The sequence below is a fragment of the Streptomyces sp. NPDC111802 genome (assembly GCF_055634335.1).
The window spans coordinates 104,011-120,025 of record NZ_JBVKCZ010000024.1 but is presented as its reverse complement, the minus strand read 5'-3'; the positions used below and the strand labels follow the sequence as shown (position 1 = coordinate 120,025).

Annotated in this window: 14 protein-coding genes; 6 read left to right on the top strand and 8 right to left on the bottom strand. The window is 69.3% G+C overall.

What is annotated here, in order from left to right:
• Positions 1-164: 164 nt before the first annotated feature.
• Positions 165-839 (top strand): phosphotransferase, encoded by a 675-nt coding sequence (locus ACZ7NC_RS25910; protein ID WP_471491647.1) that lies wholly within the window; start codon positions 165-167, stop codon positions 837-839.
• Here the strand turns inward: ACZ7NC_RS25910 and ACZ7NC_RS25905 are convergent.
• The 6 genes from ACZ7NC_RS25905 to ACZ7NC_RS25880 form a co-directional block, all read right to left on the bottom strand.
• Positions 826-1,242 (bottom strand): nuclear transport factor 2 family protein, encoded by a 417-nt coding sequence (locus tag ACZ7NC_RS25905; protein ID WP_471491645.1) that lies wholly within the window; start codon positions 1,240-1,242, stop codon positions 826-828. The genes ACZ7NC_RS25910 and ACZ7NC_RS25905 overlap by 14 nt on opposite strands.
• A complete protein-coding gene (gene fxsT, locus ACZ7NC_RS25900) occupies positions 1,239-5,261 on the bottom strand; it encodes an FxSxx-COOH system tetratricopeptide repeat protein (RefSeq protein ID WP_471491644.1) in 4,023 nt (1,340 codons plus the stop codon). The genes ACZ7NC_RS25905 and fxsT overlap by 4 nt, the downstream gene beginning before the upstream one ends.
• On the bottom strand, positions 5,254-6,510 hold the full coding sequence (locus ACZ7NC_RS25895; protein WP_471491642.1) for a TIR-like protein FxsC: 1,257 nt from the start codon (positions 6,508-6,510) through the stop codon (positions 5,254-5,256). The genes fxsT and ACZ7NC_RS25895 overlap by 8 nt, the downstream gene beginning before the upstream one ends.
• Positions 6,507-7,166: a TIR-like protein FxsC gene (locus ACZ7NC_RS25890; protein WP_471491640.1), complete on the bottom strand. Its 660-nt coding sequence runs from the start codon at positions 7,164-7,166 to the stop codon at positions 6,507-6,509. Before ACZ7NC_RS25890 ends, ACZ7NC_RS25895 begins: the two co-directional genes overlap by 4 nt.
• 133 nt (positions 7,167-7,299) lie before the next feature.
• Positions 7,300-8,328: an MBL fold metallo-hydrolase gene (locus ACZ7NC_RS25885; protein WP_471491721.1), complete on the bottom strand. Its 1,029-nt coding sequence runs from the start codon at positions 8,326-8,328 to the stop codon at positions 7,300-7,302.
• A gap of 90 nt (positions 8,329-8,418) precedes the next feature.
• Positions 8,419-8,676, bottom strand: a complete 258-nt coding sequence (locus ACZ7NC_RS25880; protein ID WP_471491639.1) for a hypothetical protein — start codon at positions 8,674-8,676, stop codon at positions 8,419-8,421.
• 172 nt (positions 8,677-8,848) lie between these two features.
• On the opposite strand from ACZ7NC_RS25880, the gene ACZ7NC_RS25875 reads away from it, so the two are divergent.
• A complete protein-coding gene (locus ACZ7NC_RS25875) occupies positions 8,849-10,306 on the top strand; it encodes an aldehyde dehydrogenase (RefSeq protein WP_471491637.1) in 1,458 nt (485 codons plus the stop codon).
• Positions 10,307-10,309: 3 nt separating this feature from the next.
• Positions 10,310-10,543, top strand: a complete 234-nt coding sequence (locus ACZ7NC_RS25870) for a ferredoxin (RefSeq protein ID WP_471491635.1) — start codon at positions 10,310-10,312, stop codon at positions 10,541-10,543.
• A 258-nt stretch (positions 10,544-10,801) separates the two neighbouring features.
• On the opposite strand, the gene ACZ7NC_RS25865 is transcribed toward ACZ7NC_RS25870, so the two are convergent.
• Complete coding sequence (locus ACZ7NC_RS25865; RefSeq protein ID WP_471491633.1) at positions 10,802-11,437, bottom strand: TetR family transcriptional regulator; 636 nt, start codon at positions 11,435-11,437, stop codon at positions 10,802-10,804.
• 209 nt (positions 11,438-11,646) lie between these two features.
• Here ACZ7NC_RS25865 and ACZ7NC_RS25860 point away from each other — a divergent pair, with 209 nt between their 5' ends.
• From ACZ7NC_RS25860 to ACZ7NC_RS25850, 3 genes are all read left to right on the top strand, one after another.
• On the top strand, positions 11,647-13,698 hold the full coding sequence (locus ACZ7NC_RS25860; RefSeq protein ID WP_471491632.1) for a glycosyltransferase family 4 protein: 2,052 nt from the start codon (positions 11,647-11,649) through the stop codon (positions 13,696-13,698).
• A 109-nt stretch (positions 13,699-13,807) separates the two neighbouring features.
• Positions 13,808-14,566 (top strand): class I SAM-dependent methyltransferase, encoded by a 759-nt coding sequence (locus tag ACZ7NC_RS25855; protein ID WP_471491630.1) that lies wholly within the window; start codon positions 13,808-13,810, stop codon positions 14,564-14,566.
• Entirely contained in the window at positions 14,563-15,633 is a 1,071-nt protein-coding gene (locus ACZ7NC_RS25850; protein WP_471491629.1) for a prenyltransferase/squalene oxidase repeat-containing protein, read from the top strand. The genes ACZ7NC_RS25855 and ACZ7NC_RS25850 overlap by 4 nt, the downstream gene beginning before the upstream one ends.
• A gap of 27 nt (positions 15,634-15,660) precedes the next feature.
• Here ACZ7NC_RS25850 and ACZ7NC_RS25845 read toward each other — a convergent pair whose 3' ends face one another.
• The gene (locus tag ACZ7NC_RS25845; RefSeq protein WP_471491720.1) at positions 15,661-15,954 is read right to left on the bottom strand and encodes a hypothetical protein; all 294 of its coding nucleotides are present in this window, start codon (positions 15,952-15,954) and stop codon (positions 15,661-15,663) included.
• Positions 15,955-16,015: the final 61 nt, after the last annotated feature.

Genomic DNA, 16,015 nt, shown 5'->3' with positions numbered 1-16,015 from the left:
ATCCGGCTCACCGGCCTTCGACGACGACCGGTTCACGGTTGCGGGTCAGCGCCGGATTTGCACCGGCTTTCCCCCGTACGGGTGTGATGACGACGCGGTTACTCTACCCGGCGGTAAATAGGGGGTGGGAGGTGGCTGTCAGGGGTGGGGGTACCGTCCCCCCCATGACGGAGGGGACCGGGGCAGTGGGGCGACTGCTGGGCGCGGGGCGCACGGCCGACGTGTACGAGATCGACGAGGCGTGGGTGCTGCGCCGGGACCGGGAGGGGTACGGGGACGCGCTCGCCGAGGGCGCGGTGATGGCGCACGTACGCGAGCACGGTTTTCCGGCGCCCCGGGTACGGCTCGCCGACTCCTCGCGGACCGACCTGGTGATGCAGCGGCTGCCTGGGCCGACGATGCTGGGCGCGCTGGACGCCGGGGTCATGGGCCCGGACGAGGCGGGCGGCACCCTGGCCCGCCTGCTGCGGCAGCTGCACGCTGTCCCCGCACGTCGGTCGCGGGGCTGTGTCCTGCATCTCGACCTCCACCCCGACAACGTCGTCCTCACGCCCGACGGCCCCTGTGTCATCGACTGGAATACCACGCAGGAAGGCGACCCCGGCCTCGACTGGGGCACGTCGGCCGTGATCCTCGCCCAGGTCGCCGTCGACGACGGCCCCCTCGCCGCCCCTGCCCACGCCATCCTCAACGCGCTCCTCACCGACCCCTCCCACCTCACGGACAACGGCCTCACCGAGGCGCTGCGCCGACGGGCCGCCAACCCGACGATGTCACCGCGGGAGATCGAACTCCTCGGTGACGCGGAGGAGTTGATCCGCACATTCATGCGCGGCTAGCCGCCGCTCGCGGGGTGGGTCCGCCGAAGGGGAGGTGGAGGGTCCGCGAGGCGAGGAGCCAGGTGCCGCCGTCCGACGTCCTGCGGAAGGCGTCCTCGTAGTGGCCGACCTGGACGGGCGGCCCGGGCGGGACGATGCCGCCCGCGTAGCCGTCGACGCGGTACGTCGTGAAGTACGAGGTCGCGGTCGCCGTGTCCGGGGAAGTGACCGTGACGAGGACATTGGACATCATGCGGCGGGAGAGCCGGTCGGCGGCCCGCGAGCCGAAGTACTCGCGCACCGCCGCCCGCCCCTCGACCGACCGTTCCCTCTCCGGCCAGGCCCAGAGGCCGTCCTCGGTGAACAACGCGGCGACGGAGGCGGGTTCGCCGAGGTCCAGACGGTGAACGGGAGAGCAGATCACTGCTGACCATGGATGGGGTGTGGGTCGAACTCCCAGCCCGAACGACCCCACTCGCGCAGGGCCAGAGCGCGGGGATGGTCGGCCCCGAGCCGCGCGGTGATCGCGCCCAGCACTTCCTCGCGCAGCCGCTCGGCGGCCTTGGTCTCTCCCAGCTCCCTCAGGACCACCGCGAGGTTGGCCGCACAGACCAGCGGGGCGGGGTGCTGGTCGTCGTTGAGGACGACGCGGAGCCGGCCCAGTACCTCCTCGTACGTGGCGCGGGCTCCTTCCCGCTGCCCCAGTGCGGCCTGGGCATTGGCAAGGTTCACCCGGCACATGAGGGTGAACGGGTGGTCGTCGTCGAAGATCTCCGCAAAGACCCTTGCCGCTTGCTCGGCGTGTGCCAGGGAGGAGGCCGTCTCGTTGGCCGTGTGGAGCAGCACGGCCAGGTTTGCGTAGCAGGCCACCGTGTAAGGGTGCCGATCGTGGAAGAACCGACGGCAGTCGTCCAGGACCCGGCGAGCCAGTTCGAGGGCCTCGTCGGTACGGCCTTGCGCGCCCTGTATCCCGGCCAGGCCCAGTTGGAGCAGCAGCCGGTTGGGTGAGACCGAGCCCTCCTCGGAGGGCAGGCTGGACAGCACCGCGAGCGTCAGTTCCTCCGCTTCCTGCGCCCGGCCCAGCTGGCGCAGGGCTCCCGACAGTGCCTTGCCGGCATTGATGGTGGTGGGAGAAGAAGGGCCGAACTCCTCGTTGGCGAGGCAGCGATCGTAGGTGCGGCGCAACAGGAGCTCGGATCCGGCGTAGTCGCCGCAGTCAAGCAGGTCGCGGGCGTAGCTGATCGTCGTTTCCCGGGTGTAGGGGTGTTCCGTGCCCAGGATCTTGTTCCGGGTTTCCATCGTCTTGCGGTCCAGCCGCAGGGCGTCCGTGTACTGCCCCAATACCCGAAGGCACACAGCGAGATTGTTGGCCGCCATGAGGCTGCGCGGATGGTCCTCGCCGAACAGCTCGAGAAACCGCTCGTGGTTGAGGCGGTCGAGTTCCAGTGCCTCGCTGTAGCGGCCCAGACCCCGCAGGTCGGCTGCCACCCCGCCGGACGTCATGAGGATGTGGAGGTCGTGCGGACTGTCCAGGAACGCTTCCTGGCGGCGCAGTACGTCCGTGTCCAGCTCCACTGCCTCCTGGTATCTGCCCTGGGCCCGAAGGATGTTGGCGATCTGGAAGCCCAAGTGCAGCCCCCAGCGTTCGTCGGGCCCGCTGTGTTCGAGCCAGCCCTGATGCACGCGCGTGCTCAGGTCGTACGCCTGCTTCAGCTCGCCGCGCCGGCGCAACTGGCGCACCCGGTCCACGATGAGCTTGCGGATGCCGGAGTCGGGTGCGGTGAGGGCCCATGGGGTGCCCAGGTGCGGCCAGATGATGCGGTAGCGCTCCCAGGTGTGGTGGTCCTCGGGGTCGTCCTGTTCGGGACGGGCGGCCACCAGGGTGCGGAACACGACGTCCCGGGTGGTCTCCTGTTCTGCCTCCGTCATGTTCAGGCGCACCGACATCTGCACCAGGCGGTGTACGCGGAGACTGCGCGATTTGCGGTCCACAGTGGCGAGTGAGAACCGGCTCAGCTCCTGGAGCGCCCGCGCGATCATTTCCGTGCTGTCGAAGGCGCGCGGACGGAACTCCCGGTCTGGCGGGCCGTCCTGGCCGGTGAGGGACTGTGCGATCTGCGTGCTCTGCAGCAGATCCATGGAAATGGGTTCCGGACTGAACCAGGCAGCCAGTTTGAGTAGTTGAACCGCCGGCGGAAAGTTCTTGTTGAGCTGCCCGATGGCCACGCTCCACGTCTTGGAGACGTCGAGCAGCCGGTCGTCGGGGCTCAGGTCGGCCGTGTCGGCGGCGGGCTGGCGCTCCAGGAGCTTGACGTACTCGTGGGTCTGCAGGCCGCTCTCCCTGAGCACAGCGGCCGCGTGCTCGACGGCCAGCGGTAGATCGCCGAGAGCGGAAGCCACCTCGTCGGCCTCCTCGGTACTGCACTCGGTGAGCCTGCGCTTGAGGTGCGCCACGCTCTCCTCGCGTTCGAACACACCGACATCGACGATCTCCGCATACCGTTCCCAGCCATCCGAGCGCTGGCTGCTGACCAGGACGTGGCCTGCCTTGCTGCTCACCAGTAGGTCGGACAGATCGTTCACGTGCTCGACGTTGTCGAGGATCAGCAACCAGCGGCTGTAGGGCTTGCCCTGACGCAGCGCACCTTTGACGCCGGCCGCCGTCGCCGTCGGGTTCTTGCGCTCGGCGACCTCCAGATGGCTTGCCAGCCCCGCGTACTGCTCCACCGCGAGGTTTCGCTGGTCGGCCTGGATGTGCCATACGACGTCGTAGTCGCCCTTGAAGCGGTGAGCGAACTCCAGGGCCAGCATCGTCTTGCCCACCCCGCCCATGCCACGCATCAGCACAGTGCCGTTGCCGGCCCGCAGCCTCTCACGCAGAAACTCCAGCAGTTTCTCGCGTCCGGTGAAGGACGGGTTGCGGATCGGCACCGACAGCACCGCGGGCTCGGCTCCGGGGAAGCGAGGCCCGCCATCACTTGCGGCCGCCGGGGTGAACAGCGACTGTGTCGGGGCATCCACGGCGTTCAGCAGCGCCTGCCTCGCAGCGTCCTCATCGGCACCGCACCGGGCCAGATCCGCGGCGGTGTGCTCGGAGAACGGCGGGCTCAGCCGTACGTCGTCCACGCGGGCGGTGACCAGGCTGCGCCGATTGCCCAGATCATCGACGGTGTCGGCCGCCTCCCACACCGCGCGCGTCTCCGCGGACTTCCGGTAGGCGCGGGACAGGACCGCGACGGTCCTGGTGGGTGACTCCGGCGTCTGCTTGCCGACGGTGCGTGCCTGCGCTGCGGTTGTGCTGTTGGGCAGCAGATGTACCTGGAATCCCACGGACTTGAGCGTGAACTCGATCCAGTCGGCCCAGGTGCGGTCTTCGGGGACGAAGCTGACATGGATATTGGTGTTCTCCAGCGGTCTGGGCCGTTTGTACAGGGCGAGAACCCGCTTGCGCTCGGCATCGTCCAAGCGGGGAAGTGCCGTGACCTCTCCCTCGGAGATGACATCCGTCAGCCGCTCGCACGCGGCGAGCAAGGAGGTGGGGCTGCCGGGGGCATCCCGGAAGGGGGCCAGCAGTTCCTCGTACGCGTAGAAGGGCCGGTAGGGGATCTCGACCTTTCCCCAGTACTCCTGAGCGTCCAGAGCGCAGTGGCGGCGCACGATGTCGGCGAACTTCGCCCGCATCTGCTCCCGCGCCGCCTCCAGGCGGTCGGCCTCCCCGTTCGCGTCCTCCACGCGCATCGGGACCGGGATGATGCGGATCCCCCGATAGCCGTAGAGACTGTCGATCTTCTGCGCCACGGCCTGTGCGCCGTCCATCCCCTGGCTACTGGGTGTGAAGGCGACGACCAGGACGTCCGGCAGCAGCACGGTGCACACCTCGGAGACGTCGCTCAGGCCGGTACGGCTGTCGATCAGGACGTAGTCGTAGTTCTGGGTGAGCTCGTGCTTGAGGGCCTCGACGAAGACCGGTCCGTGCCAGGTGTGGTCCAGGAAGTGCATCCAGTCGAACTGCGAGTACGCCGACAGGTACTCCTTGTTCTGCGTGCCGGGCGAGACATAGTCCAGCCTGCCGCCGCCGGGAAATTCCCAGTCGATCGGGACCACGCAGTGGTTGAAGCGGGCCTGTGTGGCCACCCACGCCGCTTCAGCGGTCTCCCACTCGTCCTGTGTCTGACTCTCCGGCTGCCTACGCTGCTCAAGCACGGTCTGGTTGAAGTGCAGGAAGAGGTCGATGACGCCTTGCGCGGTCCGTAACCGGTCGCGGTCCAGGAAGGGATGCAGAAAGCGGTCGAGGCCGGGCGCGTCCAGGTCCCAGTCGACGACCAGTACCCGCTTTCCTCCCGATGCCAGGATCCAGGCAGTGTTGGCCAGGGACATGGTGCGGCCGGTGCCGCCTTTGTACGAGTAGAAGGTGACGATCTTCCCGTTGCGCTCGTCAGTCACTGGTCGGCCTCCGTACCCCGTGACTCCGCGCCGGGGCGGACGTCGGGCGCGGGGAATCATCCTGGGTGGAATCGAGATACTGCAAATAGCAACCCTTCGCCAACTCCACGAAGAGCCAGGCGAAGACATCGGCCTTCGGGATGCCTCGCGCGGCGGTACCGCGAGCGGTGTGGCGCACCTCGCGTAGATGACGGTGCCGGGACAGTGTCATCTCCAGCAGCGACCGCAGCCGTGCCTCGTCGCGCCGGGTCTGTGGGTCGTCCTCAGCCAGCACCGCCATCACCGCCAGCCAGGGCCGGTCGGCCCGGACGAGGCGCTGCACCCGCTCCGCGATCCTGAGATCACCCAGCACCCACGCGTCGACCACGAGCACCGACGGAGCGAAGGGCCTGACGGGTTCTCGCGCAGCGCCGTCGTGGGCAATGCTCTCGTAGGCCTTTTCGAAGGGGACCAGTTCCGGCTCGAAGCCGAGGTTGCGGGCGAGAGCGAAAGCCTGTTGGGTCAGCGTGCTGGGTGCCGTGCGGTAGGGCCGCCACGACTCGGTGTCCGGTCCGTAGGAAGTCGCCTCACGCCCCGGCGGGAGTCGGCTGGTGGTCGGCGCGACAACCGTGATGCGCAGGGTCGGCTTTGACGGCTGGGGTGCGAACGCGTCCTCCAGACCTCGCCGATCGGTCAGCTGCTCGGCGCTGGCCGGCCGGGCCGGTGAGTCCCTCCACGACCGCGCGATGCGCTCGGCCAGACGTCCCAGGACCTCGTGGTAGGCGTGCTGGTCGTCCTCCTCCATCTCCATGAGCTGGTAGAGGCCGGACTCGGCGTAGCGGTCCTGTGTGTGCTGTTCCTCGTCCCCGCCCTCACGCGGCAGATGAGTAGGGATGTCGAGGGCGGCCAGCGGCAGTGTGGTGCCTTGAGTGGGCGGGATCCACAGCACGGGGACCACCGCCCGGCCGTAGCCCGGGCCGACGCGTCGTTGGAAGGCGGTCCACTGGCGTCCGCAGAGCGGATCGGTGAAGTACCGGGGAGCGTACAGCGGGACGAAGACACGGCAGGCCGCCAGCGCCGAGAGCCATCCGTCGGACGGGGTGTCCGGGCGGTCCACATATCCGGCGTCCTCGGCCTTCATATCGGTCAGCCGGGCCACCTGCTTCCTCAGGTCCTTGTAGAAGGAGAAGACCGGCTGGTCGGCGTCGGACCCTTGAGCCCCTGGCGTCCGGGCGTAGCTGAGGAAGAAGACCGGAGTCGAGTCCGTCATGAGTCCCCCTGAGTACCTGGCGCGAAGACATTGCGCAGATCGTCGAACAGCTTGACGTCACAGGACTTGAGCCGGGCCGCCGTGGCGACATCGACGATCCGCTCGGCGATCCGCCAGACGGTCCGCCGGTAGACGCGCCACTTTCCCGCCTCCATCAGACCCAGCAGCCCCATGCGTCGGTAGTCATCACCGAGGTCGAGGCTGTGGTACTGGAAGGGCTGGACGACCTCGGGCAGCACAATCCGGCCGGGAGGTGTCCACAGCACGGGGACGATCGCGCTGACGGTGTACCGCTCGGAGCGGTGGTGCTCGGCCTGCCGTCGAAGGAAGCCGTCGAACTCGATCCCGCACCAGTGGCTGGCGAAGTAGCGAGGCGAATACATCGGCATGAAGACCCGGCAGGTCGCGAGCGCCTCCTTGAGGTGCTTCTCCCACTCGCCGCCCAGGGGCATGCGCTTGTCGAGGAAGCCGATCGGAGTCGTCCCGTCGTGCGTGGTCAGCTGCAGGACGAACTGGCACAGCAGCTTATGAAACTCCTCCTGCCGTTCGTCCGGCGCACGCAGGCCGGCGGCGAGGCCGGGCAGCTGTGCGTAGCTGTGGAAGAAATACAGATCCTGGCTGTCAGCCGGGCGGCCGGATAAGTGGGATTCGGTCACCTGCGCTGCCCCCTCCAGCCGTGCGGCGTTCCTTGGACCATTTCACAGCCAAGTGCACCGAATGAGCCATAGGGAGAAGCCGGGCAATCCCTGCACGGGCGGTGGTTCGGGCGGTACTCGCTGAGGTCACTTCTCACACCGCGACGTACGCCACCGGCTCACCCCCCTCCACCGCCTCCGCCCTCCCCAGCTTCACCAGCCGCCGTAGATGGGCCTCCGCCTCGGCTATCGCGATGTTCCTTGATCCGTACGGGATCTGGTCCCAGGGGCGGTTCCACTCCATGCGCTCGGCGAGTTGCCAGGGGGTGAGGGGGGTGGCGAGGAGGGTGAGGAGGTCGGTGAGGCGGGACTCGTGGTGGGTGAGCAACTGGGCGACGCGGGCGGGGGCGTCGGTGAAGGCGTGCTGGTGGGCCGGGAGGATCTCGGCGGGGGAGAGGAGGGCGACGCGTTCGAGGGAGGCCAGGTAGTCGCCGAGGGGGTCGGTGACGGTCGTGTCGTCGGGGTCCTCGTACAGGCCGATGTGGGGGGTGATCCCGGGGAGGAGGTGGTCGCCGGAGAAGAGGCGGCCGTGGCCGGGGAGTTGGGCGGGGTGGGATTCCTCGAGGTGCAGGCAGACGTGGCCGGGGGTGTGGCCCGGGGTCCAGATCGCGCGCAGGGTGCGGCCGGGGAGGTCGAGGAGTTCGCCGGGGACTATTTCGCGGTCGGGGGTGGCGGGGGAGAAGCCGGGCAGGGTGCTGGAGCGGCGGGCGGTGCGCAGGGGGGCCACATGGGCCTCGGGGGCGCCGGCCGCCGTGAGTTTGGCCGCCATGTAGGAGAACCAGCGGTCGGGGCGGGTCGAGCGGGTGCGCCGTACGATCGCCGCGTCCGCCGCGTGCATCGCGATCCACGCACCGGAGGCCCCGCGGACCTTGCCGGACAGGCCGTGGTGGTCGGGGTGGTGGTGGGTGATCACCACGCCGTGGATCTCGGCGGGTGCGGTGCCGCAGGCCACGAGGCCCTCGGCGAGGGTGTTCCAGGAGGTCGGGTCGTCCCAGCCGGTGTCGACGAGCACCGGGCCCCGGTCGGTGTCGACGACGTACACGAGGGTGTGGCCGAGGGGGTTGTCGGGGATGGGGACCTGGATGGACTTCACGCCGCCGCCGTGGTCGTACACCTGCGCCATGGATGCCATGGACTCCCCAATCGCCGTGACACGTTCCGGCCGACCGGGTCAACTATAACTAGAACAGGTTCCGATGGGAGCCCGAGTCATCTACCAGCAGTCCGGCGAGAGCAGGGTGGGGAAGTGCTCGCAGGGGTCCCAGACCGGCATGTCGACGGGCTCGACCTGTCTGATGCGCTCGGGGGTCCAGTACTCCCTGATCTCCTCCGGACTCTGCGTCTCCCGGTGGACCGACACACCGTTCTCGTGCCGCACGGTGTCCCAGTTCGTGGTCATCCACAGTCCGCCGCACACGGCCGCCGTCATGGATGCCCCGAACGCCGCCCAGTGGCCCTTACGCGCTGCCATCTCCATGCCCCTCCCCGACTTGATCAGCGTAGGGGTGAGGTGTGTGCGGTCCGTGGACTCCTACGGGTGGAACTGGTATCAGTTCCGTGTATCTGATGGATCGTCAGAGTCAATGCGTCAGTGAGTCAGTGAGCCAGTGCGTCAGCGTGACGCTCCGGGGAGGCAGTCGGCCATGACCGAGCTCGTGGAACACGGACAGCTGTTCATCGGCGGGGAGTTGACCGACCCCCTGGGCAAGGACGTCATCGAGGTGATCTCGCCGCACACGGAAGAGGTCATCGGACGCGTGCCGCACGCCTCGTCGGCCGATGTCGACCGGGCGGTCGCGGTGGCGCGGAAGGCGTTCGACGAGGGGCCCTGGCCGCGGATGAGCCTCGACGAGCGGATCGAGGTCGTCACGCGCATCAAGGACTCGATCGCCGTACGGCACGAGGAGATCGCCCGTGTGATCTCCTCCGAGAACGGCTCCCCGTACTCCTGGAGCGTCCTCGCACAGGCCCTCGGCGCGATGATGGTGTGGGACGCGGCGATCAAGGTCGCGCGGAACTTCACGTACGAGGAGACGCGCGACGGTGTCCTCGGGAAGATCCTCGTGCGGCGAGAGCCGGTCGGGGTCGTGGCGGCCGTCGTCCCCTGGAACGTCCCGCAGTTCGTCGCCGCCGCCAAGCTCGCGCTCGCCCTGCTCACCGGCTGCACGGTGATCCTCAAGCCGTCGCCCGAATCGCCGCTGGACGCCTATCTCCTCGCCGAGATCGCGAAGGACGCCGGGCTGCCGGAGGGCGTGCTGTCCGTCCTTCCGGCGGACCGCGAGGTGAGCGAGTACCTGGTCGGGCACCCGGGCATCGACAAGGTCTCCTTCACGGGGTCGGTGGCGGCCGGAAAGCGGGTCATGGAAGTCGCCGCCCGCAATCTCACCCGTGTGACGCTGGAGTTGGGCGGCAAGTCGGCGGCGGTCGTCCTGCCGGACGCGGACGTTGAGGCGACCGTCGCCGGTGTCGTCCCGGCCGCCTGGATGAACAACGGCCAGGCGTGCGTGGCCCAGACGCGCATCCTGCTCCCGCGCTCGCGCTACGACGAGTTCGCCGAGGCCTTCGCCGCCGCGGCCGGCGCCCTGGTGGTCGGCGACCCGCTGGACCCGGCGACCCAGGTCGGCCCGCTGGTGGCGGAGCGGCAGCAGCGCAGGAACCTCGACTACATCCGGATCGGCCAGGAGGAGGGCGCGAAGATCCTCACCGGCGGTGGGCGCCCGCCGGGCCTCGACCGGGGCTGGTACGTCGAGCCGACCCTCTTCGGCGACGTCGACAACTCAATGCGGATCGCTCGCGAGGAGATCTTCGGACCGGTGATCTGTCTCCTTCCCTACGGCGACGAGTCCGAGGCCGTGAAGATCGCGAACGACTCCGACTACGGCCTCAGCGGCAGCGTCTGGACGGCCGACACCGCGCACGGCATCGACGTCGCACGGCAGGTCCGTACCGGCACCTACTCGGTGAACACCTTCAGCCTGGACATGCTGGGCCCGTTCGGCGGCTACAAGAACTCAGGGCTGGGGAGGGAGTTCGGGCCCGAGGGGTACGGGGAGTATCTGGAGCACAAGATGATCCACCTGCCGGCCGGCTGGGAGGCGTAGGGGATGGGTGACCGCTGGCACGTCGAGGTCGACCGGTCGGTGTGCATCGGCTCGGCCCAGTGCGTCCACCATGCCCCCGACGGATTCCGCCTGGACACCGGCCGCCAGTCCCATCCGGCCGACCCGGAGGGCGACGCGAACGAGCGGATCCTCGCGGCGGCGGAGAGCTGCCCGGTGGAGGCGATCGTGATCACGCTGCTGGGGAGTGGGGAGCCGGTGTTTCCACCGGAGGAGTAGCGCCCGAAAAATTACCTTTTGAGGGGTTCTATTTCCGGACGGGAGTTCTATTCTGGAAATCGGCCTACGGGACGAGTGAGGGAGTTCGAACCGGAGTAGCCGACTCTGGCGAGAGGCACACGGCTTCCGCTGGGGCCGACATCGACGGTCCGGGCTGAGAGGCCGGAAAGTCGGAAGACCGAGAGGTCGGAAGACCGGAAGGCGACCCCCAGAACCTGATCCGGACAATACCGGCGAAGGGAACCCGTCTCGTAGGTCCTACTTGTGCCCTTCCGGCTTGTGCCCTTCCGGGTTCGTCAGGTCGATCAGACGGCAGACCGTCTCGATGTCGATCTTCACCTGGGCGATCGAGGCACGGCCCGACAGCCAGGTGATCAGCGCCGAGTGCCAGGTGTGCTCGATGACGCGGACGGCGGAGAGCTGCTCGGGCGTCGGGTTCTCCAGGCCCATCGCGTCCAGGATGATCACCGTGGTCTGGCGGGAGACCTGGTCGACCTCGGGGGAGACGCTGCGGTCGGCGAAGGTCAGGGCGCGGACCATCGCGTCGGCCAGATGCGGCTCGCGCTGCAATGCGCGAAAGGCCCGCATCAGAGTCTCCGCGACCCGCTGCGCCGCCGTGTCGCCCTGCGGTGGCTTCTTTCGCAGCGTGCCGTGCATGTGCTCCAGCTGGTCCTGCATCGTGGCGACCAGCAGATGCACCTTGGACGGGAAGTAGCGGTACAGCGTGCCGAGCGCCACCTGCGAGGACTCCGCGACCTCGCGCATCTGCACGGCGTCGAAGCCCCCCCGGCTGGCGAGCTGCGCGCTGGCGTGCAGGATGCGTCGGCGGCGGGCCTCCTGCCGCTCGGTGAGAGGCGGTGAGGAGGGGCTCGCGCTACTGACTTCCGCAGGCATGGATCCCGTCCGTGACAGTCGGTGAGGGTGAGTGACCGGACAGAGCATGCCAGGGTGTCGGCCGTGGCGTGAATCACCTGATCCATCGCTCACAGCGGCGCTACCTGCCGGTAGATTCAGAGCCTCTTGAACGATCAAGTCTGAAACTTGTTCTAGATTAGCGTCCCGGCGTAATCTCGCGGGACATTGCAGGGAGAAGGGGGTCCGGAGTGACCGCTGGGGCCAGGGAGGCCGGGTCCCCCAAGGACCTTGCCGCCGACGGCGAGCGACCGCTCGACATCGCGCTTCTCACCTATAAAGGGAACCCGTTCTGCGGCGGCCAAGGTGTCTACGTACGGCACCTCTCCCGCGAACTGGCCCGCCTCGGCCACCGCGTCGAGGTCATCGGCTCCCAGCCCTACCCCGTCCTCGACGAGGGAGCCGACCACGCCGAGCGCCTGACCCTCACCGAGCTCCCCAGCCTCGACCTCTACCGCCAGCCCGACCCCTTCCGCACCCCGGGACGCGACGAGTACCGCGACTGGGTCGATGCGCTCGAAGTGGGGACCATGTGGACCGGCGGGTTCCCCGAGCCGCTGACCTTCTCGCTGCGTGCCCGCCGCCTGCTGCGCGCCCGGCGCGGCGAGTTCGACGTCGTGCACGACAACCAGACCCTGGGATACGGGCTGTTGGGCGACGTGGGCGCACCCCTCGTCACCACGATCCACCACCCCATCACCGTGGACCGCCAGTTGGAGCTGGACGCGGCGGACGGCTGGCGGCGGCGGATGTCGGTGCGGCGCTGGTACGCCTTCACGCGCATGCAGAAGCGCGTGGCGCGCCGTCTGCCGTCCGTGCTCACCGTCTCCGGTACCTCGCGCCAGGAGATCGTCGAGCATCTCGGCGTACGGCAGGACCGTATCCACGTCGTGCACATCGGCGCGGACACCGACCTGTTCTCGCCGGATCCTTCGGTACGGCAGGTCCCGGGCCGGATCGTCACGACCTCCAGCGCCGATGTCCCGCTCAAGGGCCTGGTCTTCCTCGTCGAGGCGCTCGCCAAGGTCCGCACCGAGCACCCCGACGCCCATCTCGTCGTCGTCGGCAAGCGGCCCGACGAGGGGCCGGTCGCGCAGGCGATGGAACGGTACGGCCTCGAAGGCGCCGTCGAGTTCGCCAAGGGCATCTCCGACGCGGAGCTCGTGGACCTGGTCCGCTCCGCGCAGGTCGCGTGCGTGCCGTCGCTGTACGAGGGCTTCTCCCTGCCGGCCGCGGAGGCCATGGCCACGGGGACGCCGCTCGTCGCCACGACCGGCGGGGCGATTCCCGAGGTCGCCGGGCGGGACGGCGAGACATGTCTGGCGGTGCCGCCGGGCGACGCGGGGGCGCTGGCCGCTGGGCTGGGCCGACTGCTCGGCGACGCGGAACTGCGCGAGCGGCTGGGAGTGGCCGGGCGTGAGCGGGTTCTACGGCACTTCACCTGGGCGAAGGCGGCGGAGGGCACGGTGTCCCGCTACCGCGAGGCAATAGCCCGCTCCGCGGGCCACGACACCGACCGCTCCGCGGGCCCGGACACCAGCCGCTCCGTGGCCCCGAGCAACAGCCGCTCTGCGGGCCTGGACACCAGCCGCTCCGTGGCCCCGAGCAACAGCCGCTCCGCGGGCCTGGACACCACCCGCTCCGTGGCCCCGAGCAACAGCCGCTCCGCGGGCCTGGACACCAGCCGCTCCGTGGCCCCGAGCAACAGCCGCTCCGCGGGCCTGGACACCAGCCGCTCCGTGGCCCCGAGCAACAGCCGCTCCGCGGGCCTGGACACCCCCCGCTCCGCGGCCCAGGACACTGACAGCTCCGCGGCGCCGAGCAACAGCCGCTCCGCGGCAACAGGTATTGACCGCGCCGCGCCCCGAACACCCCGCCGCTCCGCGGCCGCTTCGGATGCCGAACCGGCAAAGGGGGCCGAGGCCGCGACGGTTACCGAGGTCGCCCCGAAGGCCGGCGAAGCCGTGCGCGTGACAGAGGCCGCCTCGGCGGGCGACGCCGTGCCTGTGACCGAAGCCGCCAGGGTCGGCGAGGCCACACGCGTGACCGAAGCCCCGAGCGTCGGCGAGGCCACACGTGTGACCGAAGCCGCGAGCGTCGGCGAGGCCACACGTGTGACCGAAGCCGCGAGCGTCGGCGAGGCCACGCGCGTGACCGAAGCCCCGAGCGTCGGCGAAGCCGCGCGCGTGACCGAAGCCGCCACAGCCGGCCAAGCCGCGCGTGTGACCGAGGGCGCTCAATGACCGCCGTACACACGCCTACCCACCCCACCCCCTCCAGCCGCCCCACCTACACCACCCCCTCCGGCGACTCCCCCCACCCCCACCCTTCCGACCGCGAAAGCAGGGCCACGTGCTGACCGTCGACTTCTCCCGGTTCCCGCTCGCCCCGGGCGACCGTGTCCTGGACCTCGGCTGCGGTGCCGGACGGCACGCGTTCGAGTGCTATCGGCGTGGTGCCCAGGTCGTCGCGCTGGACCAGAACGGTGAGGAGATCCGCGAGGTCGCGAAGTGGTTCGCGGCGATGAAGGAAGCGGGGGAAGCTCCTGAGGGCGCGTCCGCCACGGCCATGGAGGGCGACGCGCTCGCCCTCCCCTTCCCCGACGAGTCCTTCGACGTCGTGATCATCTCCGAGGTCATGGAGCACATCCCGGACGACAAGGGCGTACTCGCCGAGATGGTGCGGGTGCTCAAGCCGGGTGGGCGGATCGCCATCACCGTTCCCCGCTACGGCCCCGAGAAGGTCTGCTGGACGCTGTCCGACGCGTACCACGAGGTCGAGGGCGGCCACATCCGCATCTACAAGGCGGACGAGCTGCTCGCGAAGATCCGCGAGGCCGGCCTCAAGCCGTACGGCACCCACCACGCGCACGCCCTGCACTCCCCGTACTGGTGGCTGAAGTGCGCGTTCGGCGTCGACAACGACAAGGCGCTGCCGGTGCGGGCGTACCACAAGCTGCTGGTCTGGGACATCATGAAGAAACCGCTGGCCACCCGGGTCGCCGAGCAGGCGCTGAACCCGCTGATCGGCAAGAGCTTCGTGGCGTACGCGACCAAGCCCCACCTGCCCCACCTGCCCCACATCTCCGGCACCGAGGCGGCCACCAAGTGACCACTCCCCGGACAGAACACCTCGTCCTGCCCGGGGTCCTCACCGCCGAGCAGGCCGCCGCGACCGTGGCGGGGATCCTCGCCGTACAGCGGGAGGACGGGGCGATCCCGTGGTTCCGCGGGCACCACCTCGACCCGTGGGACCATGTCGAGGCGGCGATGGCGCTGGACACGGCCGGTGAACACGCGGCCGCCGAGCGGGCGTACACCTGGCTGGCGACCCACCAGAACGAGGACGGATCCTGGTACGCCGCCTACGCGGACGGCGCCTTCGACGACGTCACCGACACCGGCCGCGAGACCAACTTCGTCGCCTACATAGCCGTAGGCGTCTGGCACCACTACCTCTCCACCGGCGACGACACGTTCCTCGACCGCATGTGGCCGTCCGTCTACGCCGCGATCGAGTTCGTCCTGAAGCTCCAGCAGCCGGGCGGGCAGATCGGCTGGCGGCGCGACGACGACGGCACGGCTACCGCGGACGCGCTGCTGACCGGCAGCTCCTCGATCCATCACGCGCTGCGCTGCGCGCTCGCCATCGCCGAGCAGCGCGAAGAGCCGCAGCCGGACTGGGAGTTGGCGGCCGGGGCCCTGCGGCATGCGATACGCCGGCATCCGGAGCGGTTCCTGGACAAGGACCGGTACTCGATGGACTGGTACTACCCGGTGCTGGGCGGGGCGTTGACCGGTGCCGAGGCCAAGTCCCGTATGGAGGAAGGCTGGGACCGCTTCGTCGTACCCGGGCTCGGGGTGCGGTGTGTCGTGCCGAACCCGTGGGTGACGGGCGGGGAGTCGGCCGAACTCGCCCTCGCGCTGTGGGCGATGGGCGAGTCGGACCGGGCACTCGGGATTCTCCAGTCCATCCAGCATCTGCGGGACCCCGAGAGCGGGTTGTACTGGACGGGGTTCGTCTTCGAGGACGACGCCATCTGGCCGCGCGAACTGACCACTTGGACGGCCGGATCGCTGCTTCTGGCCGTCGCCGCGCTGGGTGGGCACGAGGCGACGTGTGCGGTGTTCGGTGGGGACCGGCTGCCGACCGGACTGGACCCGGACTGCTGCGGCTGAGCGCTATGGGGGCGTGTGTGGGGCGGGTCAGTGGCGGTGGACCCGGTTGGCAATCGCGTGGCCCACGAACAGGTAGACCACCGCAGCCAAGCCGTACCCTGCCACGACCCTCGCCCACTCCTCGTCGAACGTGAACAGGTCGTACGACCAACCCGCCAGCCAGCGGGCCGCGTCTTGGATGAACTGGACGAAATCGTTAGCCCGATTGGCGTCCAGCACGTACATCAAGATCCACAGGCCCAGAATGAGGGCCATGACATCGGCGACGATCGCTATGACCGTGCCGGCCTGATTGGCACCGTTGCGATATCGAGGGGACATGCCCCTGCGGGTAGCCCTGACGGTGTGACTCAAACCCGCTGCACCGATGCCCGAACGGGTC

What these genes read in the sequence shown, in the direction of transcription:
- ACZ7NC_RS25910 (WP_471491647.1), top strand. Translation starts at nt 165, where the DNA reads ATGACGGAGGGGACCGGGGCAGTGGGGCGACTGCTGGGCGCGGGGCGC.
- ACZ7NC_RS25895 (WP_471491642.1), bottom strand. Translation starts at nt 6,510, where the DNA reads ATGACGGACTCGACTCCGGTCTTCTTCCTCAGCTACGCCCGGACGCCA.
- ACZ7NC_RS25885 (WP_471491721.1), bottom strand. Translation starts at nt 8,328, where the DNA reads ATGGCGCAGGTGTACGACCACGGCGGCGGCGTGAAGTCCATCCAGGTC.
- ACZ7NC_RS25880 (WP_471491639.1), bottom strand. Translation starts at nt 8,676, where the DNA reads ATGGCAGCGCGTAAGGGCCACTGGGCGGCGTTCGGGGCATCCATGACG.
- ACZ7NC_RS25875 (WP_471491637.1), top strand. Translation starts at nt 8,849, where the DNA reads ATGACCGAGCTCGTGGAACACGGACAGCTGTTCATCGGCGGGGAGTTG.
- ACZ7NC_RS25870 (WP_471491635.1), top strand. Translation starts at nt 10,310, where the DNA reads ATGGGTGACCGCTGGCACGTCGAGGTCGACCGGTCGGTGTGCATCGGC.
- ACZ7NC_RS25865 (WP_471491633.1), bottom strand. Translation starts at nt 11,437, where the DNA reads ATGCCTGCGGAAGTCAGTAGCGCGAGCCCCTCCTCACCGCCTCTCACC.
- ACZ7NC_RS25845 (WP_471491720.1), bottom strand. Translation starts at nt 15,954, where the DNA reads ATGTCCCCTCGATATCGCAACGGTGCCAATCAGGCCGGCACGGTCATA.